Genomic DNA, 26,127 nt, shown 5'->3' with positions numbered 1-26,127 from the left:
ATGAATACGAATGCTACATTGACTGAGAGAGAAATCAATCGTGCAATCATTGTCGATGATGAGGAATCCGGCCGTATTATGTTGCGATATTTTTTGTCAGCAAAAAAAAACTGGACGATAGTTGGTGAGTTTTTTGATGTAGCGACAGCGCGTTCATTCTTAGATACTCAGAAAGTCGATATCATTTTTCTCGATATACAAATGCCAAAAGAAAATGGTATTGAGTTTGCACGTAGTTTAAGCAATTCCGAACAACCGCCCCTCATTATCTTTGTGACTGCCTACAACACTCACGCGATCGAAGCTTTTGAAGTACACGCTTTGGATTATCTGCTTAAACCAATTAATCCACGTCGTTTTACGCAAACCCTTCAACGGGCATCTGAAATGCTCAACGACAAACGTGGATATGCAAATGCACTGCGCGATTACTTCGATAGAGAACAAGTTCCAACGCTTACGGATAATAATTCCAACTGTTATTTAAAAAAAATAGTGGCACGTTCCGTCGGATTAATGGAGTCGATTTCTATTGACGACATCGATTGGATTGCCAGTGCTGGAAATTATGTGGAACTACATTTAAATCAACGTATCGTCCTTCATCGCATCGCCTTAAGTATTTTAGAAAAACACCTCGACCCACAGGTATTTATTCGTGTACATCGTAGCTTTATAGTCCGCATCGATCAATTGAAAAGTATAGAAGTAGTGGGAGATGGTTCGTATTCAATTAAATTAATATGTGGCGCCCAGATTCCGGTTAGCGAGCGCTATGTTGAGAAGGCGAGAAAATTCTTTTAGCTTCTGCGATTAAACAAATTGCGCAAGAAAAAACAGGTCTTGTTAGTCGACCAATTGGAAATTTTTTAGTGCCTTTTTTTTAAAAAATTGGTTGAAAAAAACCTCTTTCCCGCATCGACAGAAAAGAGGTCGCTACTTCAAAAAAAATTTACTATTACGACGCAGGCGATGTTAAAGGTAATTTTTGACCTGATTTCACAATCGCCACTGCTTGTGTAAAGCGACGATGGAACCCTTCTTCTGACAGCGGGATAAAGAGGTCAGTTTTAACGCGACGTTTGGTGACGACAGTGACCTTCACTTTTCCATCTGCACCGTTTTCTACCCAGGCACCCATCACCGAACCAGAAGAAGCTAAACTTACACCAGAAGAAGTCAGCATATAACCTTCAGTGCGATGTTCTTCAATACCGTCAGCACCTTCCCAACGAAATACGGTTCTTGCAATGTCCCACGCCTGATCTTGAGTAATCGCATATTCATGGGTCAGCCCCTCTTTACCGCTTTCCTTTGCGACGAGCACGTCATTGACAGATGCACAGCCGGATAAAACCATACAGGTGGCAGCCATACATATACTGATAAGGCGAATTAATTTCACGTCGAAACTCCTTGAGGTTGGAAAAATGAGAGCACATATTAACTTATCACCAATGAAAGTTGATACGTTTTGAAATAATTTTTTCACAACTTTTAGAACTTCATGAAACGATACTTAAATGACGTCAAATGTATGCAATACCAACCAGAGATTTGCTGCAGAAATCATCGCAAAGAGTATCCACGCCGCCAGTTGAACTATAACTGAGCTTTTAAATCTGCCCATCAGGCGCCCATTTGCCGCCATTTTAATCATGGGATACATCACAAATGGTAACTGTAAGCTCAACACTACCTGACTCAGAATCAACAGCCTTCCGACCGAATGCTCACCCCAGATCGTGACGCCGATCAAGGCAGGAATCAGCGCCAGACCTCTTGTCACAATACGTCGCTGCCAGCATGGGATTTTCATTTTCAGAAAACCATCGAGTATCACCTGACCGGCAATGGTTCCGGTAAAGGTTGAACTCTGACCAGAAGCCAATAAACCAATACCAAAGATCAATCCTGCAAACGCACTCCCCGTCACAGGATCAAGCAAATGGTAGGCATCATCTAATTCCATCACCACCGATTTCCCATGAAAAGCCGCAGCCGCCAGGATAAGAATGGCGGCATTAATCAGTAAGGCAAAAAACAAAGAAATGATCGAATCAATATTGGCAAAGCGGATTGCTTCACGGCGACTGGCTTCGCTGTTGCCAATTTTTCTGGTTTGTACAACAGAAGAATGCAGGTACAAATTGTGCGGCATAACAGTGGCGCCGAGGATGCCGATAGCAAGATACAAACCGTCGGTATTCTTCAGCGCACTCATGGAAGGAAGAATGCCTTGCGCGACACATTCCCAGCACGGACGCAATAGAATGAGTTCTGCTAACAGGCAAATGCTGATGGTGGCGATTAGCGCCAAAATGATGGCTTCTACTTTACGAAATCCAGCACCTTTTAATCCCAAAACTAAAATGGTATCGAGAGCAGTAATACCGATTGCCACTGGCAAAGAAACGCCTAAAATTAACTTAAACGCCAATGCGCATCCAAGGACTTCAGCGACATCACAGGCAATAATGGATAGCTCTGCAAACGCCCACATAACGAGCGCGGTTGGTCGCGGGTACTGCTCGCTACAGAGTTTCGCCAGATCTTTACCAGTGACAATACCTAATCTAAGGCTGATACTCTGTAACAACATCGCCGCCAAACTGGATAAAACAACGACAAATAGCAGCGCATAGCCAAACGAAGATCCGGCAGAAATCGCGGTTGCCCAATTGCCGGGATCCATATAGCCAATCGAGATTAACAAACCAGGTCCAGCGAAGCGCAGTACTTTTTTCCACGCAGGATCGGTCGATATAACTGTGACTGTACCCGTCACTTCTGAAGGGCAGAATGGCGCGGTGGCCACGGTGGGCAACTTAAACACTGATCATCCTTTGACTTTAGCTCGCGTGATGGTTCCTCTTCGCTATTTTCTCTCAAACAGGACGGGTGCCACTTAACAACGCAGCGCGGCCATTGACGTGCTGCAAGCGCCACAGGATGCAAAAAGCAATGATCGACGTGCCGATCACTACGTAACCCAAACTATCGTAGTGGAGAAGTTTTCCGTTGGCATCGAAACTCACAATATGGCCTGCGATCACAGATGCAACGCCACCAGACAATTGCTGTATCGACGCACTAATAGCACTGAACGAACCGCGCTGTACTGGTGTTGGCACAGAAGCTATCATCGCCTGAAAGGGAATCATGCGCGAGAAAATGCCAACAAACAGCAGTACATTCACAAGCACCAACAGTGGAAATGATACTGATTCCATGTGCGTATAAATCACGACCATCAGCATTGACATCAAGGTGCCAAAAATGAAGACCTTGAATTTACCCACTGCATCGGAGATCTTACCTATCATTGGTCCAAAAAAGATCGTGCATAGACCAGTGATCATGTACAAAGTCGGCAACTGATGGATGCTAATATTCAGATTATTGACCACAAAAGTGCTGCTGAAAGGCATCAACATAAAACCACCAGTAGTCAATAACGACACCGCTGCAAACGCCAATAAATAGCGTGGTTCAGTCACGGTATGGAACAAATGTTTAAAGGCGCTATGCTCTTGCGGAATCGCCAGATGAGCATCGACTGGCTTCAGCTTCCACAGCACTAACAAGCCGCCAATCAAACCTAACAAGGCCATCGCAAAAAACGGCATATGCCAATCCCAACGATTGGACAAATACAAACCAAAGGGGATACCCAATACCTGGCTGGCCGCAAACGCGGTTTGTATCATGCCCATGACGCGGCCGCGCATTTCCGGTGCAAATAAATCGGTCGCAATGGCCAATACGATAGAACCAATCACGCCACCAAACAAGCCCGTCACAATACGCGCCAGCAACAGCGTTTCATAGCTCTGCGCCAGCCCGCACCAGACGGTACCAAGTATGAAACCAGTGTAAAAAAATAAGAGCAGTTTTTTTCTGTCGTAGCGATCAGCAAAGCCCGCAGTGAGTAAACCAGAGAGTCCGGCGCTAAATGCGTAGGCTGACACCACCAGCCCAAATTGCTTGGCAGAAATCGCCATTGAAGGCATGATGGTCGCGCCCAAGGGCGACATCAACATGAAATCAAGAATCACAGCAAACTGTAAAAATGCCAGCATAGCAACGACCAACTTTTGATAGGTCGAGAATACTGGTTTGGAAGAACTGGGATCTGTCGTCGTCATTTTTAGTTTTTACGTCCAAGAGTAATGGCCTTTTCCGGGCAAGCTGTCACGCAAAGACCACATGCACGACAAGCATCAGCGTTGGGAGTATACGCGACTTGCATGCCGTGCACACGGAGCTTGAGTTTCTGCAGCAAATTCAGGTGGTCAAAATCTGCTGCATCAATTGTGCGAATTTCAAACACGTTTTCTGGGCAAACAGTCAGACAATCACCTTTGCCTTCGCAACGTTTTAAATTCACGATAGGCATCAGAAGACCAGGCGATTGCTTGCAATCAGACTTGCGCCTTGGCTTAGGGTTTAAACGCATTTTTATTGCTCACGCTGACCAAATGGACGGCGACGATGTTGAAAAAATTGCTCCCGCTCTTCGGGCGTCATGTCGTTGAGCTTTTGCCATTTATGCCAGTGTCTATGGCCATGCCAGCCACCGTGTCCCGCGCCGTGCCCGCGAAAGCCGCCAAACAGTATCCGACATAACACCAACAAACCGAGTGCATGCCAGTAATCAATTACCTGCACACCTTGAAACAAGGCAGGCATGACCCAGTTCCATAACCACATCACCACTGCAGCGAGTGCTGCAAAAATGACTAACATTAAAGCTTTCATCCATCTCATCCATGCGTATTTCATGTCATTCTCCTTAATTTTCCAATGCATCATAAATTTCTTGCAAACGGCTACGCAGCGCCAGCACTGCATAGCGTTTGCGCGCAAGCAAGGTATTCATTGCAATGCCGGTTTGCAAAGCCATATCTTTAAAACTCTGGCCGTCCAATTCGTGTGCAATAAAAACTTCGCGCTGCTTGTCTGGCAATTCATCGATGGCAAGCTGCAATTCTTGTAGCATCATCGTCCGGGCGAGGGCCGCTTCTGGCCCCTCATCCGGCGATGGCAACAATCCATCGAGGCTATACTCATCTTCTTCACCCAGATCATCACCAGGCTCAGGCAGGGATAGTTCTTTTTTCTTGCGAAACCGATCAATTATCCGGAAACGAGCGACCTGATATAACCAGGCACTGACCTGCTCTACGGTGTCCGGAAACTGATATGCCTCAACCAATTCATAAAAAACATCCTGCAAAATATCTTCTGCCTCACTAGTATCACCAACACGGCGCACAATGAAGCCCGCTAGTTTCTTGCGGAAACGAACGACTACCTCAGTGATGGCACTGTGCTGTTGATGCGTGTTGTTTGGCTTATTTGGTGATGTCATACCTATGAAGACGTTTGAGATTTGAAAATATTGTATGCAAAACAGAATATTTTTTAATTTCGTGAAGTTTCAGGACTGGCCATGGATTTGTCGGCGATATGTCAGCAATTTGCTCAATATCAAAGAGTCATCTCCTTGTCATCAACTTGCCACAATCTACGCCTAAGCTCGTTTCGCTCTTACCCTTTGCTGTACGTTTGATATGGCACAGTTTCCACTGACTTTATGTGTTTATATTTACACAGACGAGTAATTGCGGACACCGAAGTGAGAGATCATTGCGTCGACTTAATCTCAACAAGCCGTATCAGCATCAGATTTCCGTTTTTCAACATACCGAATTGTCGTGCAAATTCATCGAGGTATCGTATGCATCAAAACCTCACCTTGATAGTGAGAGATGGCTGGAATCAGCGTGTGCCGGGATGGCGTGACTTATTCGCCATCCTTTTGGTTTTGACGGTGGTGATCTTACTCGGTTCAGGTGCACGGCAGATGTTGCAACCGTTTGCCGTTGCGCATCAACCTGAGATTTCATTATCAATCTCTGCTTTACCTAATTATGCATTGCGCACCATTATGCGGATGTTAGCAGCTTTGCTGGCTTCCTTATTATTTACGTTCGTATATGCGACCTTAGCCGCTAAGAGCCGTCGTGCTGAGATGGTGCTTATTCCTATCTTAGACGTGTTGCAATCGGTGCCAGTTTTAGGTTATTTGTCATTTACTACGGTGTTTTTTATTGCGCTATTTCCAGGCAATGTGATGGGGCCTGAGCTGGCGGCAATCTTTGCTATTTTTACCAGCCAGGCATGGAATATGACTTTCAGCTTTTATGAGTCCTTGCGCATGATCCCGAATGATCTGGATGAAGCAAGTCGTAGTTTTCGCTTCTCTGGCTGGCAGCGTTTCTGGCGTCTGGAAGTACCGTTTGCGATGCCGGGTTTGATCTGGAATATGATGATGTCGATGTCAGGCGGTTGGTTCTTTGTTGTTGCCTCAGAAGCGATTACTGTGGGTACACTACAAGTCACGTTACCGGGCATAGGTTCCTACGTAGCGACAGCGATAGAGCATCGCGATCTGCATGCGATAGGCTGGGCGATTGTGGCGATGAGCATCACGATTCTGATGTACGATCAATTGCTGTTTCGCCCCTTAGTGGCATGGGCAGAAAAATTCCGCTTTGAGCAAACCTCCGCACAGGTTAATGCTAAAAGTTGGTTGATTTCACTGATCCGCAGTACACGTTTTTTACGTCCTCTCGCTGCGCATTTCGCCCACGCTCTGCAACGTGTTGGACGCGCACGTTTGTCCTGGATAGATAACATTCCTGCTCTGACACGACCCACGGGTTCGCGTCACATTATCGACCGTCTTTGGCTTACTTCGGTGCTACTGGGATTGGCTTACGGCTTATGGATATTACTGCATTATTTTAAAAATGAAGTATCAATGAACGATCTTCTCGTTGTATTTCAGGCGGGTTTATTGACGTTAACTCGGGTCATAATCCTTATGATCATTGCCAGCCTGATCTGGGTACCGATTGGTGTCGCGGTCGGACTAAGGCCACGCTGGGCGCAGATCGTGCAGCCGTTTGCACAATTTCTGGCAGCGTTTCCGGCGAATCTGATGTTTCCTATCGCAGTCTTTTTAATTCTGCGTTACAACGCCAATCCACGTATCTGGTTATCGCCATTGATGATACTTGGAACGCAATGGTACATCTTGTTCAATGTGATTGCCGGCGTATCGACCTTTCCGAATGATTTGCTAGAGTCAGCGCGTAGCTTCCGGATTAAAGGTTGGAGGTGGTGGCGTGATGTGATGTTGCCCGGGATTCTGCCCTACTACATCACTGGTGCCATTACAGCTTCAGGCGGCGCATGGAATGCCAGTATCGTCTCGGAAGTCGTCAGTTGGGGTCCGACCAGATTAAATGGATCAGGCCTTGGTGCCTATATCGCGAACATGACCGAAACTGCCGATTACCCACACATCGCCTTAGGCATCACCTTGATGTCGTTGTTTGTTATTGCAATGAACCGTTTGCTTTGGCGTCCTCTGTATGCATTTGCAGAACGCCGCACTAAACTGGATTGAAAATGGAAAACATAATGACATCAAGCGTGATGAAGACGAATGTTGACGATGTCAACAAAGAAGCGATTATCGATTTACGACACGTAGGCAAAACTTTCTCTAAACCCGAAGGTGGAAATTTGCCGGTGTTAGAAGACATCAATGTCACCGCCCGTTCGGGTGAAATTTTGGGTTTATTAGGGCGTTCTGGCTCCGGTAAATCAACCTTATTGCGTATCGCCGCCGGTTTAATACAAGCCAGTAAAGGCGAAGTTCTCTACAAAGGCAAACCGCTCAATGGCCCAGCAGAAGGGATCGCCGTAGTGTTTCAGACATTTGCTTTGTTCCCGTGGCTTACGGTCTTAGAAAATGTTGAAGCTGGTCTTGATGCGCTGGGTTTACCAGCCGATGTGACGCGTCAACGGGCATTGGCTGCGATTGATGTGATTGGTCTGGATGGTTTTGAATCTGCGTATCCACGCGAGCTCTCTGGCGGTATGCGACAACGGGTGGGATTTGCGCGGGCCTTGGTCGTACAGCCAACCATCTTGCTCATGGACGAACCTTTTTCCGCACTGGATGTGTTGACTTCTGAAATTCTGCGCAGCGATTTGCTTGATCTCTGGCATGGTCATCAATTGCCAATGAAGTCGATTTTAATGGTGACGCACAATATAGAAGAAGCGGTACTAATGTGTGATCGCATTTTGATACTCGCCTCCAATCCAGGGCGCATTGCCGCCGAGATTGAAGTATCTTTAGCGCATCCGCGCAACCGACTCGCGCCGGATTTTCATGCAATTGTTGATCAAGTCTATTCGATACTGACTTCACGCGCGATAGCATCGAGCGATGCACAACACCAACTAAGCGGCAGCTTTACGCAAATTCTGCCTGGTGCTTCAAGTATTCGTATTTGCGGTTTGGTGGAAACCTTGGGATCAAATTATTTTAACGGTGAAGCTGATCTGGCAAAATTGTCCCGACCTTTTGTACTTGGTGTAGATATGTTATTACCGATTGCAGAGGCACTGCATTTGCTTGAATTTGCTGAACTGAAAGAAGGAACAATACGCCTGACCGCGTCTGGGAAAATTTTTTCCCAAGCCGGCATGGAAGAGCGCAAACGTATGTTTCGTGAACACCTGCTGCATTACGTTCCGCTGGCGGCACATATACGGCATGTACTGGACGACAGAGAAGAACATCAGGCACCTCGTCTCCGTTTTATGTCCGAACTGGAAGACCATCTCAATTCTGCGGAGGCGAATCGCACCTTACGTACAGTAACAGACTGGGGGCGCTATGCAGAATTGTTTGAATATGATGCGAAGACGTTGAGATTTTCTATTGATGCGATCAGGTCATAATTCGCTTGCATAAAAAAGCCCCGCGTTTGTTTAACAACGCGGGGCTTTTTTTGCGCTACCAGAATCAGAACTTGGCTGACAAACTCATGCCTATCGTTCTTGGGTTAATACGATACACTTCATTCGCAGTCCCTTGAACTTGCGGACGCTGAATCACGTTTTGATTGTTAGTCAGATTTTTAACGTACAAAGTCACTTCCCAGATATCACGACTCAAACCAATGCTTGCATCATAGGTTGAATAGGATGGACGTTGATAATCAGGATTAGCAGGATCAAGTGCGCCGTAGCTTGAACCTGTCCAATGACCCGCTGCACGGGCAAAACCATATACATCGTCATTGACGAAGAAATTGTACTGTGCCGTCAATGCCATATTGTACTTAGGCACGCCCGGTACTCGCGCACCTTTTACCGCACCGACCACACCCGCATTCGCACCAGCACTATCGGACAAGGTGGCATCGGTATAACCAGCAGCCAGATCCAGAACGATGCTCTTAGTTGGTTTGAATTTGATTTCAATTTCTGCACCAGAACTTGTCGCATTGCCCACATTGGTGTTGTAGGCGTAGCCGCAGGCGGGGATGTTAATCGCCTGTTGCAGATTTTTCCAGTTAATGTAGAACAAGTCAGCATTGACCGACAGCGTGTTATTCAGGAAGCGCGATTTGTTACCGACTTCGTAACTCCACAAACTATCCGGACCATAACTAACTGGATTCGCCGCTGTCAGTCCACAGTAACCCAGTGGCAATGGGAAATTGGATCCACCAACACGGAAGCCTTCGGTGGCCGACGCGTACAAAGTATTGCTCTTATCCACTTCCCAGGTCAAAGAGAGCTTAGGTGTCAGCTTGTTGCCGCTGGAAGAAGACGTAGAATGGGCAACACCATCATTCGTCGTATCGTTGGCAAAATAACCGAGCGCATCACGAGTGAAGGTCTGGCTGGCTTTCAAATAACGTGCACCCAACGTTGCGTGGAGTTCGGGGCTGAAATAGTAATTACCTTCGCCAAATACTGCTTGCTGCGTATCATGGTAGAAACGTCCGGTGTAATACGAATTATCATTCGGAAAACCGCCGCTGACCGGATTGGCAATCACATTCGGATCAGTAATGCTCACGCCAGCAGTTTTAAATGCGGCATTAATACCGATCACAGGCTCGTTATCAAACAAGGTTGTATGTTGATTCGACGCATAAGCACCAACCAACCAAGTGTATGGAGAAACGTTAGGATCGTAAGGCTTAGAGAGCAGTCGCACTTCTTGTGAGAATTGCGTCACTTGATTATTCAAAAAAATGGTCGAAGGCAAACCACCAACGACACTTGCCAAATTTGGATAATTGCTATTGATCTGGCTGCCAAGATAAGAGCTATTGACTGTCGTACCATCCTGGGTACGATCAAAATTACGTTTAAAGTAACTGGTCACCGAAGTCAGATCACCGAAGCCAGTGTCGTAACTCACGGTCAATGACGGAACAGTTAAGACATCTTTACCTGGTTCACGTACTGTTTTACTTGTCGTATTGTCAGGCAGTGGCACGCCGTTGAGCGTCTTCGTATAAGCGACATCAATGTCACCTGTCTTCACTCGCTGATAGAAAATGGATGGAGTGATAGTCAATGCTTTAGTCACATTCCATTTTAACGCCATTCTGACGACAGCATCATCTTCCGTATTGATGCCATTGGCAATCGTCGCCGTCGTATTTGGATCAACCTGATTGATAAAACCACTATTATGTGCAGTCTGAATGCCGACGCGCAATGCCAGCTCGTCAGTTTTCAATACCTTGTTAAATACGACATTGCCGAGGTAATTAGTGCCACCACCTTTAGTCGAAGAAACTTCGGTATAGATGTCAGTAGAATTGACCTTGGTATTTGGCTGGTTCGAAATAAATTTAATCGTTCCACCCATGGAACTCGCACCGTACAGCGTTCCTTGCGGCCCACGCAGTACCTCAATGTGATCCAAATCGAAAAATTTCGGCTCTGCACTACCCATACTGTACAAATTACCTGAAGTCATCGACACATCATCAAGGTAGATACCGACGGTTGCGGAACCTGCCGCAGAACTAATACCGCGCATTTCCACGTTAGATAGTCCAGGACCGTTACCGGCATTTCCACCGCCACCGCCACCAGAGAAAGAGATATTTGGTATCGAGCGTGTTGCATCGACAAAGTCAGTAATATGTTGCGCATTTAATTCATCACCGCCAATAACAGATACGCTCAAAGGCACTTTGCTGGCATCTTCTTTACGTTTAGTCGCGGTAATATTAATGGACTGAATCTGGTCAGTTAAAGCACCAGACTTCGCCACCGGTGCTGTTGATGCCGCGGGTGTAGTCGTTTCAGCAGCCTGTTGTGCCCAGGCAGGATTGGCCAGCATCAAAGAGCTGGTTGCCAACGCGCAAACAACCGTACCTGTATTTTGCCGTGCTCCCTGATAGTTGGAATACAGTGACGCCAGTGAAAGATTTAATTTTGTTCTTCTGAGATTCATGTTGATCCTTTGTGTATGTTGCATTTCTTATTTACACCTGACACAGATAAATCACGCATCAGTTCTCCCCCAATTAAGGCCAGGCAGGTCGAAAATCCTGACAATAAAAAAGTGTAAACTGGCTTTTACCAATTTAAATTTTGAATCGCGCCGAATTTCAATCGATATGCCAGTGTGTCTCACTCACGAGCAAGCAAGTTTGATGCCTGTTGCTATGCACCAAAAACACACATCCTTCAGAATCGTATTGAAGGCCTATCTCGCTGGCACCACCTGCAAAAAGGCACTAAACATATAATCGCAAGAAGCAAAAACAAAGTAAATCGTTAAAACCTATTGATTGTTTTATCAGATGCTCGCGTCCAATCACCTCAATATAAGGCAATTCAGAAGTCGATTTTCACTCTCAGAAAGAAGCGTAAAAGGACAATGTTTTTTACTCAGCAAGATAGAAAAAAGTAGGAAACCAAGCACGGATAGCGTTGTACAAAGTCCACATAATCGGGATCAGTTCGGTAAATATCCGCGAAAAAACAAGCAAAAATTTAATAATAAAAACATGAATAAATGCATTCAAGACAACTTCCATTCACGTTACTACCGAAACCTCAAAAAAAACAGGTAAAAAAATTAATCATTTGGGCAAGCATGGGATGACAAACGCATCAGAATAGGCGATGCTTGCGCTTTTTCCCGAAAGAGCTGCATGGAATTTTTCTACATCCTCATTCTTGCTATGGTTCAGGGCATCGCTGAACTTTTGCCCGTCTCCAGTTCAGCGCACGTCATCGTGGCTGAAAAATTAATGGGCCTCGACCCAACGTCACCTCAAATGACGATGATTTTGGTAATGTTGCACACTGGCACGATGTTCGCCGTGATTGCCTATTTCTGGAAATCCTGGCGCGAAACATATTTCGCTTCTGCACAACAATTTCGCACTAACGGTGCCAATCTGGTGATTGCGACGATCGCCACAGGTGTCGTTGGATTCGGATTAATGCACATCATCAAGCATTTTTTCGTCGCCAATCCAAGCACGTTTGAGATAGAACATTTATTTGGCAATGCCAAACTGATGGCAACTGCACTGGCGTCGGCTGGTGTGTTGATCATCGTTTCATCACGTATGAAAGATCGCGGCGACAATGAAGTCAATACACGGAGTGCTTTGATCATTGGTGCAGTACAAGGTTTATGTTTGCCTTTCCGCGGCTTTTCGCGCTCTGGGGCAACCATTTCTACTGGTCTGGCATTAGGCGTCAATCGTCGTCGCGCAGAACAATTCAGCTTTGCGCTGGCCGTAGTATTAACGCCAGCTGTGATCGTTAAAGAAGCGTATCGTCTGTACCAGGTAGAAGCCGCTTCTGCTGGCAGCGACATTGCTGTGTTATTACATGCTTTGGTACCTGGCTTGTTAGGCATGGTATTAAGTTTTCTGACCGGTCTGGTTGCGTTGCGTTGGTTGTCACGCTGGTTGGAACAAGGCCGCTGGCACTTCTTTGGCGCATATTGCTTATTCGCATCGTTAGTCGTTCTCTGGGTCGGCTAAGACATCTTTTTGTGGTGATACGCTGGTGTCACCACAAATCAAGACATCCATCAGGATATACACTAAGCGTTATCTGATAGCGCTCAGTACCTCAAACGCTGTTCTTCCCCACAAGCAAACGCGAAAAGCTCGCGACGCTGGCGACAGCGGCGAATACCGCTCCCATGCCTAAAGCATAATGCGTTGCTTTATCTGCAAATAAGCTAAAGCACAGTGCCACCAAAGCAGCACCTGACGCTTGCCCGATCAGACGTGAAGTACCAACCACGCCACTAGCACTGCCCGCCCGTGCCAGAGGTGCGGCTCCCATCATTGCTTTAAGATTTGGTGTCTGAAAAAAACCAAATCCAATACCGCAAATTGCCATTCTCCAGACAATATCGATTACTGCTGGATGCGCTGGTATGCCAAGCAAAGACCACATTCCGACAGATAAAATCACCAGTCCAATACCCCCCAGGACACCGGGAGAATAATGATCACTCAAACGACCCGCAATGGGTGCCATTACCGCCACCAAAACCGCCCATGGTGTCATTAGAAATCCTGTTTCAACGGGTGAACGACCAAGTACAGTTTCAAAATAAAATGGCAAAGAAACGAAGGCCAGACTCTGGGTTGCGAAAGTGCAAATTGAAGTAATAACCGATAGAAAGAAAACAGGATGACGAAACAAATCTACGGGTAACATCGGTGCCTGATGCCCCGTCTGGCGGCGCAGCAGTAAGACAAAAAAGATGACTGTTACGATCAATTCTAACAACAGTGTCTTTACATCAGTGAGATGCGCTGCGTCGCCAAATAACAAAACTAACATGCTGAACGCACCGACGTTGTATAACGCGGTCAAACTATCAATTCTGTGCGTGGAACGATGGGTAATCGGCAAAACCTTTTGCCCCAGAAAAACTGCAAACACCCCAAGCGGGACATTAATGGCAAACAACCATGGCCAGCTCCATGCCGATAAAATTAATGAAGCCGTGGTGGGTCCGATTGCAAATGCCACGGCGACCACCAGTGAATTCAAGCCGAAACCCCGTCCTTGCAAACTGGCTGGAAAAATGGATCTGACCATTGCCACGTTTACGCCCATAATCGCGCTTGCCCCTACCCCCTGAAACAAACGGGCAACGACCAGCGATGACAATGACCACGAACAAGCACAAGCTAAAGACGCCAGAGTAAACAAAGCCAGACCAGCAATTGAGACGCGCCGGTATCCTATGATTTCTCCCAGCGCAGCAAATGGTAGCAGTGTTGCCACCATCGCCAATTGATACACATTGATAATCCAGACCGAAGCGGCTGGTGTTGTATGTAACTGATTGGCAATCGCAGGTAAAGCAGTGTTCGCAATCGCCGTATCTAATGAGGCCATGCCAACGCCAATTGCCAGTGACACCATTGCAAGATTTCGTTCCCCTGTCGGCAAACCATCACGATCTACGACACTCAGTCTTTCATCTGCGCTTGCTTGCGTCGGCATTGATTGCTCAGTATTTAAAGAAGATTTTGTATACAGTCTTATTAATTTAACTTTAATAAGTTGACTGCACTAAGTTGACACCACTCAGCTGAGAATATTGAGGTGAATTAAAAACGATATTCAGCAACAATATTTTTACTCAATCCATGCTTACTTCCGCCTGGAAGAATATCCCCGAGTCTTCGCATATTGGCAGCAGGAATAAACATTTCCGCCATTTGTTCTGTACAGCGAAATTTCATTGCCGGACTCAGTATTTCACGTGCTCTGATTTTCAAATGCAAAAAAACCTTGCTGCTTTCACGGTTCAAAATGATGTGAATATCGCTCTTAAAGCTTGCCAACGGTATCTTTAGCCACCAACCTTCATCACCGCCGTAGCGCCCGCAGGCCGACCAAAACGTATTATTGTCGTACAAGGTCACCGCGCCAAGGCGGCCGTTTATTCTTTGCATTGCTTCAATTTTAGTCATCGTTATTCTTTGCTATGAATCTCTTAATCAATATCGAATTATAGACTTGATTGAAACAAAGCCTCAAAAACACCGGAAACAAAGGTAATTCGCCGTTTCAATTACTTTGATATTCGCACTCTCTACATCAATAAAGAAATGCTTTGGTAAAGCCAAGAAGACCTGCTTGCCCGTATGTATTGCAATCAGGAGACGCTGGCCCCGGTGCACAATCCGTATCGCGATCCAATGACCAAAAATGCAAACCTGCCAAACGATTTTTTTTCGCAAACAACTTGATGGTTGCGACATCGCTTAAAGTGAATACTTCATCTTCCGTATCATTCCCTCCTATCATTGGCGTCAATTCAATGTGATCGAATGGGACGCCAAAATAGCGATTGAGATTCATCGCCGCTTGTATTGCCGATACCCCCATATCGCATCGTGCATCGGCACCCAGCACGCAAGCATCCGTGGATGAAACGCCATAATCCATGACCATCAGATTGATATAGTAATCATGTAACTCTGCTTTCTTAATCGCTTGCATCACGGTCAAGCCAATAGCACCAAGAGCAGGTTTATCAACAATAGCCAACGTTGGTAAAGTAAAAGAAAACCGCAAGTTTGGATAGGCCACTTGTGCCAGCTTGATTCTCTGTATCAGTTGATTGATTTGTTCCTCTGTTTGGCCGGCTTCAATATCAAAATCAAAACCTGACAGCTGTGCGCTATGATAGCGCTCAATAAATTTTTTAAATCCAGCATCACTACTGCAAGTAAAAGAGCCCGCCTGGCCTCCGGTCGAAATGATGTAGTTGATTTCTTTTCTCGCTAACAATGGCATATTTGCCTCAGCAAAGACTGCGCCTGACAATCCATCCCAATTTTCTTCGCCGCATTCACCAGTTGCAAATGCCAAAGTAATTGTTTTTAATTGCTTAGGGATCACATCTAACAGTGGCGTGCTCTTGCCCGTTACCCCGATGATCAGTTGGTTTTGATTCGAGGCCATGTTATTTCTGACATATTTGTAGGGGCTAAATATCTGTCTGGATGATGCAGAATTGTGACCAACCCCATCGATACTGGAACAGGCGGTGAGCATACCAGTTGCTAACATGAATGCGGTGATTCTCTTTGAGGCAATTTTCATTACGTATATCTCCTTGTAAATCCTTGGCATAGACTGAGGATTTTTGATTTGTAGAGATATGAGATTGGAAGAAGCAGCTGACGTCAATTAAAAAATGCTGATTCAGGAATTTTTTGAAGAAAATTCGAGGTAATTCAGACGATTTTAATCAGATTGAAAAAAATAAGATAAATCACGCAAACAAATAATTTTTCGCTTAACAAAAATAAATTTCCGCTATTACTGACATTAATCGGAAGAAAAAAAAAGAGAAAAGAAAGAAAATCTAAGCTTATCTAATACCAGTAATATCAGTACGAAAAAAAACAGGCATCAAATCAATTTGCATGCCTGTTTCATTTATCAACCGTTACGCTCAACAATGAACATCAATGACGTGGTGCATAGAGACGTACGATATCATCCGCAAAGTGGTTGGCCAGATTATTGCGTTTCAATTTCAGCGTTGGCGTAATCAGGGTATTTTCTATCGTCCATGGTTCCAGGGACAAAATCGCTGCCTTAGGCTGGGCATAAAACGGCAAACTATTTGTCAATTCACGCACCCGTTTTACGACGACATCGACAGCCGCTGCATCTTTGAGGCTCTTAGGATCGTGAGGATCCAATCCTAAGGACGTACTCAATTCTTGCCAATAACGCTGACTCAACACGACAGCACAGCCGATAAACGGTGAGTTTTCACCGAACGCATAGGCTTGTTCAAACGACGAATCAGTGAGAATTGCCAATTCAAGATCGACTGGCGCGATTTTTTCACCGGTAGAAGTCACGATAATTTCTTTGACACGTCCGAGGATACGTACACGACCATCAGTAACAGAAGCCTGGTCACCGGTACGCAACCAGCCATCAACGAAAGCTTTGGCGGTGTCTTCGTCACGTTTCCAATAGCCACGCATCACGTTGGGGCCACGGACTTGCAATTCTTTGTTCTCGCCAATACGGACCTCAACGCCAGCCATCGTACGTCCTACCGTGTTAGGATCATTATCATCCGGCGAGTTAAATGCAACAACTGGCGAGGTTTCGGTCATACCGTAACCTTGTACGATAGGAATACCCAAGCCCAGGAAGCAACGTGAAATCACCGTCGATAAAGCAGCGCCACCACTCACTGCAACGCGCAAACGTCCACCAAATTGCTGCTTTAATTTAGTTGCAACCAGCGGGTCAAGAATGCTCCAGGCGATGTCATCCACAGTGGCGTTGAATACGCCATCCGACAGATTTTTTTGTGCACGTAAAAAACGACGCCAGCCAACGGCAATGGCCGTATTGAATAAAGTCGCAGCAAATTTAGACGTCGCCAACTTAGTTTGAATCACGCTATACACACGTTCATAAATACGCGGCACAGAAATCAAAATTGTAGGTTTAACGATGGTCAAATCTTCAGGCAATTGCTTCGTCGAGCGAGAAAAGGCAACGCAAGCACCGGCAGCCACTGGCAAGTAGTAACCGGCGGTTCTTTCAAACGTATGTGACAAAGGTAGGAATGACAAAAACACATCACTGGTGACCGGAGCCACACGTTGTACCACGGCTTTTACATTTGACAGTACATTCAGGTGGGTCAGCATAACGCCTTTAGGCTTGCCTGTTGTGCCGGAGGTATAGACCAAAGCTGCCAGATCATCCTGAGTTGGAGCTTGTGCTGGCAGTGTAGTCTGAGCGCCTTTTTCCAGCCAATCTTGCAACATAAGCATAGGAACCGGACTAGTAAATTGCGCGTCTTGAATGGTTTTTTCTAACACCACCACCTGACGCAAAGCAGGCATAGCGATGCCTGTTTCAGAAATATCTTTCCATTGTTGATCCGTCGCCGCAATCAACAACGTGGCATCGCTATCACCGACGATGTAGCCGATACTGGCGGGATTATCCAACGCATGCATAGGAACCGGAACACATGCCAATTGCATTGCCGCCTGATCCATACACACCGCATGCAATCCATTCGGCAGCAGGATCGCGACTCGTGCCCCACGCTCAGGTTGCAGCATTGCTAAGGCTTGCGCAAATTGCTGAACTTTTTTATGAGTTTGCTGCCAGGAGTAACTCATCCATTGTTGGCTGCCTTCGTCAAACTGGCGATATGCTTCTACATCAGGCGTCTGAGCTACACGCCAGCTAAATAACTCCGCCAGCGTTTGCAAAGAGTTCAATTCGTTTACCTGCGCGGATAAGTTGGTGGTCGACATGAGCGTATGTGGGTAAGTGGTAAGTCGTGGATAAGCGGCACGGTATCTGGCGGCAAGGAGTCTCTTAATTAATTATTATATAAGATGATACTACTTAGACTCATACACCGCACTATCATGCTGTCAATCACACAGTTATGCAACGTCGGGCAAAAATTGCAATGCAATATAAAAAATGCCTGCGGCATCGCTGTGCTAAACCATAGAAAATCACGCGAATTATATGGGGCAACAAGCATGCGACAATGATCCACATCATTGACAAGCAATGCAAAAGTGTGATTTTTTGATTTATAACAAAACGGGCGGCAAGCCTGATGATGGGGAGGAAGCTGAAAACGGGGTATTTCTTACAAATAGAAAACTCCCTTCCTGATCACCCCGGTAGACGAACAGGAAGGGATACAAGAAGATCAGGACGCTTGTATTGCCTGTTCCAGATCCGCCAGTAAATCATCGATATGCTCAATGCCAACCGACAAGCGCACTGTATCTTCTGTCACACCTGCCTTGAGCAACTCTTCGGAATTGAGTTGTCTATGTGTGGTGGTCGCCGGGTGGCAGGCAAGTGACTTGGCGTCGCCAATATTGACCAGACGCGTAAATAGTTTTAGCGCATCCTGAAAGCGAGCACCAGATTCACGCCCGCCAGCCAATCCAAAAGTCAGAATACCCGATGGTTTTCCACCGAGATATTTCACTGCTAAAGCATGATCTTTATGATCAGGTAGGCCTGCATAATTGACCCATTTAACTTTAGGATGACGGCTGAGATATTCGGCAATTTTACGCGTGTTGTCTGTAATTCTGTCCAGCCGCAATGCCAGCGTTTCTATACCTTGTAAAATCAAAAATGCATTGAACGGGGACAAGGCCGCACCAGTATTACGCAATGGAACGACACGTGCCCGTCCAATGTAAGCAGCGGCTCCTAATGCCTCGGTATACACCACTCCGTGGTAAGAGACATCGGGTTCATTTAATCGCTTGAATCTTTGCTTATGTTCCGCCCACGGGAACTTGCCAGAATCAACAATAATCCCGCCGATAGAATTACCATGTCCGCCCAGATACTTGGTCAATGAGTGCACCACGATGTCGGCACCGAATTCAATAGGACGCAACAAGTAAGGCGAAGGTACGGTGTTATCGACAATCAGCGGCACGCCGTGCTGATGCGCGATCTTAGCAATCGCTTCGATATCAGTAATATTTCCTAAAGGATTGCCTATCGATTCGACATAGATGGCTTTAGTTTTTTCATCGATCAATTTGGCGAATGAATCCGGATCGCGATAGTCCGCAAATCGCGTCGTAATGCCAAACTGCGGAAACGTATGCGCAAATAAATTATAGGTACCACCGTACAAGGTCGACGCGGAAACAATATTATCACCGGCTTCGGCAATCGTTTGTATCGCATAGGTAATCGCGGCCTGCCCGGAGGCCAGCGCTAACGCGGCGATCCCGCCCTCTAATTCGGCAACGCGTTTTTCAAGCACATCATTGGTCGGATTCATGATGCGTGAATAAATATTGCCCTGTACTTTTAAATCAAACAAATCTGCACCATGCTGCGTGCTATCAAACGCATACGCCACCGTTTGATAGATAGGTACTGCAACAGCGCGGGTCGTCGGATCCGGTGTATAGCCACCATGTACCGCAATTGTCTCCAGTTTCATTGATATTTCTCCTTAGATAAGATTTATTTTGAAATACATTGCTGAATAAGTCAGATCGATCATAAAAAGCAAAGTCACTAGAGACAAGGAAGATTTTCAACTATCTAATGTCATTTTTTGACATAGGAGTTTTACGCATAAGCTGCGTGAAATATCTTCGTGTACGAAATCATGACCTGAGTGCAATACTGGAATGTATTCAAGCATCCAAGTCAGGTATTTTATGTCTCCTTCTTTACAAAAAATTGAAAGCATCGACCACATCTCTTCAGATCAACATCAGGAGCGCGATGACGTGTTGGTGATTGCACGTGCCTTAGCACAACGACTAGCACAAACAGCGGTAGAGCGCGATCATGCTGGTGGACACGCTGCAACGGAAAGAGAATGGATACGCAATTCAGGTTTACTGACATTGTCAGTGCCTAAAGAGTTCGGCGGTCAGGGCGCGAGTTGGGAAACCATCAATCACGTTGTGCGTATTCTGGCGCAAGTGGATAGTTCACTCGCCCATGTATTTGGCTTCCATCATTTGCAGGTCGCAGGTTTGTCATTGTATGGCAACGCGCAGCAGCAAAGACGCTTGCTGACCGCCACGGTAGAGAAGCAACTATTCTGGGGCAATGCCCTCAATCCCTTAGACAAACGCACGGTTGCAGCGCGATTGGAAGATGGTTATGTTTTAAATGGCGTGAAAAGCTTTTCTTCGGGTTCGGTTGGTTCTGACTGGCTCACTATTTCCGCATGGGATGAAGTGACGCAAAGTCCGCTGATTGCCGTCATACCAAGCAAACAACCAGGAATACAAATTCAGTCCGATTGGGATGCCTTTGGTCAAAAGCAAACGGATAGCGGCAATGTGCATTTCAATCAAGTATTTCTACCTGATGATCTGGTTTTGCAGCCGCCCGCTAAAAAACCAACTGCGCAAGCCACAGTGCGTTCGCAAATCGCTCAACTGATCATGACCAATCTGTATCTCGGCATTGGTCTTGGTGCATTTGAAGCAGCACGCACATACACAAAAGAGCAAGCCAAACCGTGGTTTTCTTCTGGCGTAGAACGTTCCTCGGATGATCTATTTATTCAACGTCGCTATGCAGAACTTTGGTTGCTGCTCAAACCGGCAATCGCCCTTGCTGATCAAGCCGGACGAGAACTCCAACAAGTCTTCGAAAAAGGCGCTTTGATTACTGCTGAAGACCGGGGGAGTCTGGCGATTTCTGTCGCTGAAGCCAAATGCCTCGCGCATCGTGCCGGCATAGAAATCAGCACACAATTGTTCGACATCACTGGTGCACGTTCGACTTCAGAAAAATTTGGATTTGACCGCTTCTGGCGTAACGTCCGGGTACACACGCTGCATGATCCTATCGATTACAAATTGCGTGACCTGGGGCGCTATTTATTGGACGGCACAGTGCCTGAGCCGACACCGTACTCATAAAAAGAAGGAATGTCCATGTCGCAACCCGTGATCCGACTGTCAGCGGTTAGCAAATCTTTTCCTGTTCACGATGGCAGCACTTTTCATGCCGTCAACAATGTCAGCCTGGAAATTGCTCAAGGAGATATTTTTGGATTGATCGGAAAAAGCGGTGCTGGCAAATCTAGCCTGCTTCGACTGATCAATCTGCTGGAGCAGCCAGATAGCGGCAGCATCGTCGTCGCCGGACAAGAATTAACGCAATTGAACAAAAAATCCTTGCGTTCAGCTCGCCAGCAGATTGGTATGATTTTCCAGCAGTTTAATTTACTGCAAAACGCCAATGTGTTCGATAACGTCGCATTCCCGTTAAAAATTCATGGCGCCTTGAGTAAGCAAGAAATAGCTGAGCGCGTGAAGCAATGTCTGGCAATTGTGGGATTAGAGAATAAAACCTTCAGCTACCCCGCACAATTATCTGGCGGGCAAAAGCAACGCGTCGCGATTGCACGTGCGCTGGCCTCTCGTCCGCAGGTCTTGCTCTGCGATGAACCAACCTCGGCATTGGATGCCGAAACCACCCGCGAAGTACTCAATACCTTACGCGATATCAACCAACGTTTAGGAGTCACTATTGTGATTGTCAGCCATGAATTATCTGTACTCAGTAGTTTGTGCAAACACGTCGCCGTGATCGCCGATGGCGAAATTGCTGAATCTTTTGCCATTGCTGAAACGAGTCAATTACGTGTCACAGCTTTAGGACGTGAATTGTCTTGCCATTGGCACGAGGAGCACAGCAACACTCACCACAAGGATGCCGCTCATGTTTGACAATATCATCGCGATTCTGCCGGAACTAGGAATAGCGATAGGGCAAACACTGACCATGATGGCAATCGGTTTATCCACTGCCATCGTGCTCGGTGGCCCCTTAGGCATTTTGTTGTTTCTGGTCGATGAAGGTCAATCATTACAGCACCGTCCTATTTCTATTGTCTTGAGTTGGCTGGTCAATACCATACGCTCCTTTCCATTCATTATTCTTTTGGTGGCATTAGTACCATTTACGCGATGGCTTATTGGGACATCGATAGGACCAGTGGCGGCATCGGTGCCATTGTCGATTGCTGCTATTCCTTACTTCGCGCGCCTGGTAGAAAAAAGTTGCAAAGAAGTCCCGCGTGGCGTGATTGAAGCGGCGCATGCGATGGGTGCTTCTGAATGGCAGATTGTGTGGCGGGTATTGCTGGTCGAGGCGCGAGCAGGTCTGGTGTTAGCGCTCACAGTATTAGCGATCAGCTTTCTTTCCTACTCTGCCATTGCGGGCGTCGTCGGTGGTGGTGGGATTGGTGATCTGGCGATACGTTACGGTTACTACCGCTTTCAAACAGATGTGATGGTTGTCACGGTCGCCATCTTAATCACCTTAGTGCAAGTGATTCAATACTCTGGCAATCATCTTGCACACAAACTCGATAAACGTTAATTAACGGTCATTATTTCAAAGGAGTTGTATGTTAAAACGTCTTCTAATCGCGTCAATCACTACCAGTGTATTGAGCTTGGTATCTACATCCGCCATTGCAAAAGATGCGAAAGAATTAGTCATCGGCACCAGCGCGGGTCCGTATGCAGATCAGGTCAAACTCGGCATCAAACCGATTTTGGAAAAACAAGGCTACAAAGTTAAAGTGATTGAATTCAATGACTACATTCAACCTAACTTTGCCTTGGCAGAAGGATCGCTGGATGCAAATGCGTTTCAGCATATAGTGTATCTGACGAAGTTTTCTACCGACAATAAATTAGCCTTAAGCGAATTAATCAAAGTGCCCACCGCACCAATTGCGATTTACAGTAAAAAGCATCGGTCTTTAACCGAGGTTAAAGAAGGCACGACGGTTGCCCTTCCAAATGATCCAACCAATCAGGCACGTGCCCTGGTATTGCTGGAGCAGTTAGGTTGGCTTAAGCTCAAAGCCAAGGTCGATCCGGTGCGTGCTTCAGAAAACGATGTCGCTGTGAACCTCAAAAAAATCAAATTGATCCCATTAGAGGCTGCGCAATTACCTCGCTCACTCGAAGACACAGATTATTCATTCGTGAACGGCAATTATGCGCTCGCTTCTGGCCTTAAGCTTACCGAAGCCTTAGCACAAGAAAAAATCTCGACACGCTATCAAAATCTGGTTGCGATACGTACTGCGGATAAAGACAAACCGTGGGTAAAAGATCTCGAAGCCGCATATCGTTCGCGTGAATTTTTAGCTGTCACTAATCAATATTTTTCTGGCTTTGCGAAACCAGATTATCAGCAAGCACTAGAAGCGACAAAAAAATAAATCATGAGCAAACTCATCCGTTTTAATGCATTTCAAATGAATACACCGGGGCATCAGTCTCCGGGTTTGTGGCGACATCCACGCGATAACAGCCATCAATATACCAGTGCTCAACATTGGACCGAATTAGCGCGTTTGCTGGAATACGGCTTGTTTGATGCGATATTTCTGGCTGACGTCTTAGGTGTCTATGATGTTTATCAAGGCAATATTGATGCTGCTTTAAAACATGGCATACAACTACCCTTGAATGATCCGCTCGCACTCGTACCATTGATGGCGAATGTCACACGGCATCTGGGTTTTGGCGTGACGTGCGCGCTCAGTTATGAACATCCGTATCCATTTGCGCGTCGCATGTCTACCCTCGATCACCTGACCAAAGGGCGCGTAGGCTGGAATATCGTCACGGGCTATCTGGATAGCGCCGCACGGAATCTGGGATTGCATCAGCAATTGAGTCATGATGAACGTTACGATCTTGCCGATGAATATCTGGATGTAGTCTATAAACTCTGGGAGCAAAGTTGGGACGATCAGGCGGTTCGGCATGACAAGAAAAATGGTGTCTACACCGATCCCGCGCATGTCCATCCTATCCGCCATCAAGGTCGCTTTTTTAACGTACCTGGTATTCATTTATGCGAACCTTCACCTCAGCGCACGCCTTTGCTGTTTCAGGCGGGCACCTCAAAACGCGGCACTGCTTTTGCAGCCAGACATGCGGAATGCAGCTTTGTCAGCGGTCCGAGTAAAAAAGTGGTCAAGCGCTATGTAGACGAAACCCGTGCTGCCGTTCTCGCTGCGGGTCGCCAAGCGGAGCAGATTTTAATTTATGCGCAAGCCTTAATTATTACGGCCGAAACATCAGAGGCCGCCCACCAAAAATATCAGGATTATCTGCAATACATCAATATCGAAGCATCCCTGACCTTGTTATCAGGTTGGACTGGCGTTGATTTCTCACAATTCCCGCTCGATGCAACCATCGATTACATTGATTCGGATGCCGGACGTTCAGCACTGGCCTCGTTTAGCGCGGCAGATCCTGACAAAGTCTGGACCGTACGTGAAGCCGCACAATTTATCGGCCTTGGTGGGCGTGGCCCGGTTTTGGTTGGAAATCCACGAGAAATTTCCGATCAACTGGAAGCCTGGGTTGATGAAACTGGTATCGATGGCTTCAATTTGGCTTTTGCGCTGTCACATGAAACCATCAGCGACGTGGTGAAATTAATCGTTCCCGAATTGCAGCGTAGACACCGCTATAAAACCCATTACACCGATGGTACTCTGCGCCATCAATTGTTTGGGCGCGGTAACCACCTCCCCCTCAATCACATCGGCCGACAAACGAAAATCACCGCCGCTACAGTGCAAACGGAACTTGCGGCATAAAAGAAATAACGAAAATGTGTGCACCTATCGACGCAAGAATCTGTTAAATTAATAAAAAAGAAATATTTATTTCATTATAAGAGCGCATAAAGGTGAATTTGCTGTGCTGTTTCCAACAAAACAGGCATATTTTTGCAATCCTGCTCATCAATTGGTAGGATGGCTCCTTTTAGGGCGAACTTACAAGTTCGTACGAGCATTTTGCTTCTCTGTGGCAATAAAATCCACGGAGATGCAGTATGTGCAAGTGACAGTTTTTCCTCTTTTCCCTTGGACCTATGCAAAACAGTCTGACGCGCAAGCCTATAGAAATAAAGATTTCCACCGTTGTCGCTGTCGCAATTTTGTTGCACGATGCGTCCACCTCCGTGCTCGAGGCAGCACTGCAAGAAATGACTGCGGGCTCACCAGATTTTTTTGACGATGAGTTTGCCGTGATTGATGTCGAAGCGATCGCCGATGCTGAGGTCGATTGGAATGCCTTAATTCCTTTATTTAAAGCCCATGGCTTAAATCCAGTAGCGGTCCGCAATGCACGCGAAGAAGATTACGACACCATACGGTCACATGGTCTGAGCATTGATGTCGTCAGCAAACCAAGATTAGAAACCGAACAAGCAACGGCACCTGCGCCCGTAGTCGTGGAAGTGCCAGCAACGGCGCCTGTCGAACCGCAGATCATTGTTCGCAATAACCCAGCGATGGTGATTGATACGCCAGTACGCGCCGGACAACGGATCTATGCGCGTGGTGCGGACTTGATTATTACCGCGTCCGTCAATAATGGTGCTGAAGTGATCGCTGATGGCAGCATACACATTTATGCACCTTTGCGCGGTCGCGCGCTGGCGGGCGCCACTGGCAACACCGAAGCACGTATTTTTGCCCTGACTATGGAGCCTGAATTGGTATCCATCGCAGGAATTTACAGAACATTTGAAAACGGTTTTCCACCATTGCAAGCAAATCATCCAGTACAAGTGAAGCTCAATGGGGATAGTATTGAAGTATCATCAGTAAAATTAGTCGGCTGACGCCCTTTAAACAAATAAATGAAGCAA

22 protein-coding genes are annotated in these 26,127 nt (G+C 46.4%); 10 read left to right on the top strand and 12 right to left on the bottom strand.

The window, feature by feature from the left end; genetic code table 11:
* Entirely contained in the window at positions 1 to 804 is an 804-nt protein-coding gene (locus H8K32_RS13755; protein ID WP_186913112.1) for a LytR/AlgR family response regulator transcription factor, read from the top strand.
* A gap of 154 nt (positions 805 to 958) precedes the next feature.
* On the opposite strand, the gene H8K32_RS13750 is transcribed toward H8K32_RS13755, so the two are convergent.
* The 6 genes from H8K32_RS13750 to H8K32_RS13725 all read right to left on the bottom strand — a co-directional run bounded on the left by H8K32_RS13750 (position 959) and on the right by H8K32_RS13725 (position 5,374).
* On the bottom strand, positions 959 to 1,405 hold the full coding sequence (locus H8K32_RS13750) for a hypothetical protein (RefSeq protein WP_222613110.1): 447 nt from the start codon (positions 1,403 to 1,405) through the stop codon (positions 959 to 961).
* 114 nt (positions 1,406 to 1,519) lie between these two features.
* A complete protein-coding gene (locus H8K32_RS13745) occupies positions 1,520 to 2,836 on the bottom strand; it encodes an Nramp family divalent metal transporter (RefSeq protein WP_186913111.1) in 1,317 nt (438 codons plus the stop codon).
* Between the two features lie 52 nt (positions 2,837 to 2,888).
* Entirely contained in the window at positions 2,889 to 4,148 is a 1,260-nt protein-coding gene (locus tag H8K32_RS13740) for an MFS transporter (RefSeq protein ID WP_186913110.1), read from the bottom strand.
* Between the two features lie 2 nt (positions 4,149 to 4,150).
* Positions 4,151 to 4,459, bottom strand: coding sequence for a 4Fe-4S dicluster domain-containing protein (locus tag H8K32_RS13735; RefSeq protein ID WP_186913109.1), 309 nt, complete (start codon positions 4,457 to 4,459; stop codon positions 4,151 to 4,153).
* 2 nt (positions 4,460 to 4,461) lie between these two features.
* Complete coding sequence (locus H8K32_RS13730; protein ID WP_186913108.1) at positions 4,462 to 4,785, bottom strand: hypothetical protein; 324 nt, start codon at positions 4,783 to 4,785, stop codon at positions 4,462 to 4,464.
* A 10-nt stretch (positions 4,786 to 4,795) separates the two neighbouring features.
* On the bottom strand, positions 4,796 to 5,374 hold the full coding sequence (locus tag H8K32_RS13725; RefSeq protein ID WP_186913107.1) for an RNA polymerase sigma factor: 579 nt from the start codon (positions 5,372 to 5,374) through the stop codon (positions 4,796 to 4,798).
* Between the two features lie 369 nt (positions 5,375 to 5,743).
* Between H8K32_RS13725 and H8K32_RS13720 the strand changes: the two genes are divergently transcribed.
* Both H8K32_RS13720 and H8K32_RS13715 read left to right on the top strand, forming a co-directional pair.
* A complete protein-coding gene (locus tag H8K32_RS13720) occupies positions 5,744 to 7,480 on the top strand; it encodes an ABC transporter permease (protein ID WP_186913106.1) in 1,737 nt (578 codons plus the stop codon).
* A gap of 14 nt (positions 7,481 to 7,494) precedes the next feature.
* Positions 7,495 to 8,829, top strand: a complete 1,335-nt coding sequence (locus tag H8K32_RS13715) for an ABC transporter ATP-binding protein (RefSeq protein ID WP_246447358.1) — start codon at positions 7,495 to 7,497, stop codon at positions 8,827 to 8,829.
* Positions 8,830 to 8,893: 64 nt separating this feature from the next.
* Here the strand turns inward: H8K32_RS13715 and H8K32_RS13710 are convergent, their stop codons facing one another.
* A complete protein-coding gene (locus H8K32_RS13710; RefSeq protein WP_186913104.1) occupies positions 8,894 to 11,356 on the bottom strand; it encodes a TonB-dependent receptor in 2,463 nt (820 codons plus the stop codon).
* 706 nt (positions 11,357 to 12,062) lie between these two features.
* Between H8K32_RS13710 and H8K32_RS13705 the strand changes: the two genes are divergently transcribed.
* Positions 12,063 to 12,908 (top strand): undecaprenyl-diphosphate phosphatase, encoded by an 846-nt coding sequence (locus tag H8K32_RS13705; protein ID WP_186913103.1) that lies wholly within the window; start codon positions 12,063 to 12,065, stop codon positions 12,906 to 12,908.
* A 91-nt stretch (positions 12,909 to 12,999) separates the two neighbouring features.
* Here the strand turns inward: H8K32_RS13705 and H8K32_RS13700 are convergent, their stop codons facing one another.
* From H8K32_RS13700 to H8K32_RS13680, 5 genes are all read right to left on the bottom strand, one after another.
* Positions 13,000 to 14,397: an MFS transporter gene (locus H8K32_RS13700; protein ID WP_186913102.1), complete on the bottom strand. Its 1,398-nt coding sequence runs from the start codon at positions 14,395 to 14,397 to the stop codon at positions 13,000 to 13,002.
* Between the two features lie 107 nt (positions 14,398 to 14,504).
* Positions 14,505 to 14,870 carry a hypothetical protein gene (locus tag H8K32_RS13695; protein WP_186913101.1) on the bottom strand — a complete coding sequence of 122 codons (366 nt, stop codon included), beginning with the start codon at positions 14,868 to 14,870 and terminating at the stop codon, positions 14,505 to 14,507.
* 127 nt (positions 14,871 to 14,997) lie between these two features.
* A complete protein-coding gene (locus H8K32_RS13690) occupies positions 14,998 to 16,008 on the bottom strand; it encodes a glycoside hydrolase family 18 protein (protein WP_246447356.1) in 1,011 nt (336 codons plus the stop codon).
* Between the two features lie 368 nt (positions 16,009 to 16,376).
* Positions 16,377 to 18,212 carry an AMP-dependent synthetase/ligase gene (locus H8K32_RS13685; RefSeq protein WP_186913100.1) on the bottom strand — a complete coding sequence of 612 codons (1,836 nt, stop codon included), beginning with the start codon at positions 18,210 to 18,212 and terminating at the stop codon, positions 16,377 to 16,379.
* Positions 18,213 to 18,625: 413 nt separating this feature from the next.
* Positions 18,626 to 19,897, bottom strand: coding sequence for an O-acetylhomoserine aminocarboxypropyltransferase/cysteine synthase family protein (locus tag H8K32_RS13680; protein ID WP_186913099.1), 1,272 nt, complete (start codon positions 19,895 to 19,897; stop codon positions 18,626 to 18,628).
* A gap of 223 nt (positions 19,898 to 20,120) precedes the next feature.
* Between H8K32_RS13680 and H8K32_RS13675 the strand changes: the two genes are divergently transcribed.
* From H8K32_RS13675 to minC, 6 genes are all read left to right on the top strand, one after another.
* Positions 20,121 to 21,344 (top strand): acyl-CoA dehydrogenase family protein, encoded by a 1,224-nt coding sequence (locus H8K32_RS13675; RefSeq protein WP_186913098.1) that lies wholly within the window; start codon positions 20,121 to 20,123, stop codon positions 21,342 to 21,344.
* A 15-nt stretch (positions 21,345 to 21,359) separates the two neighbouring features.
* Complete coding sequence (locus H8K32_RS13670) at positions 21,360 to 22,157, top strand: methionine ABC transporter ATP-binding protein (protein WP_186913097.1); 798 nt, start codon at positions 21,360 to 21,362, stop codon at positions 22,155 to 22,157.
* A complete protein-coding gene (locus H8K32_RS13665; RefSeq protein WP_186913096.1) occupies positions 22,150 to 22,812 on the top strand; it encodes a methionine ABC transporter permease in 663 nt (220 codons plus the stop codon). Before H8K32_RS13670 ends, H8K32_RS13665 begins: the two co-directional genes overlap by 8 nt.
* A 28-nt stretch (positions 22,813 to 22,840) precedes the next feature.
* Entirely contained in the window at positions 22,841 to 23,668 is an 828-nt protein-coding gene (locus tag H8K32_RS13660) for a MetQ/NlpA family ABC transporter substrate-binding protein (RefSeq protein WP_186913095.1), read from the top strand.
* Positions 23,669 to 23,671: 3 nt separating this feature from the next.
* Positions 23,672 to 25,066 (top strand): LLM class flavin-dependent oxidoreductase, encoded by a 1,395-nt coding sequence (locus H8K32_RS13655; protein WP_186913094.1) that lies wholly within the window; start codon positions 23,672 to 23,674, stop codon positions 25,064 to 25,066.
* Between the two features lie 278 nt (positions 25,067 to 25,344).
* The gene (minC, locus tag H8K32_RS13650) at positions 25,345 to 26,100 is read left to right on the top strand and encodes a septum site-determining protein MinC (protein ID WP_186913093.1); all 756 of its coding nucleotides are present in this window, start codon (positions 25,345 to 25,347) and stop codon (positions 26,098 to 26,100) included.
* The last annotated feature ends 27 nt before the right edge of the window (positions 26,101 to 26,127 follow it).

This window comes from Cognatundibacterium jejuense (assembly GCF_014284255.1).
Taxonomy (GTDB): Bacteria; Pseudomonadota; Gammaproteobacteria; order Burkholderiales; family Burkholderiaceae_D; genus Undibacterium; species Undibacterium jejuense.
The sequence above is the reverse complement of the archived record's forward strand: the minus strand, read 5'-3'. Positions and strand labels throughout refer to the sequence as shown.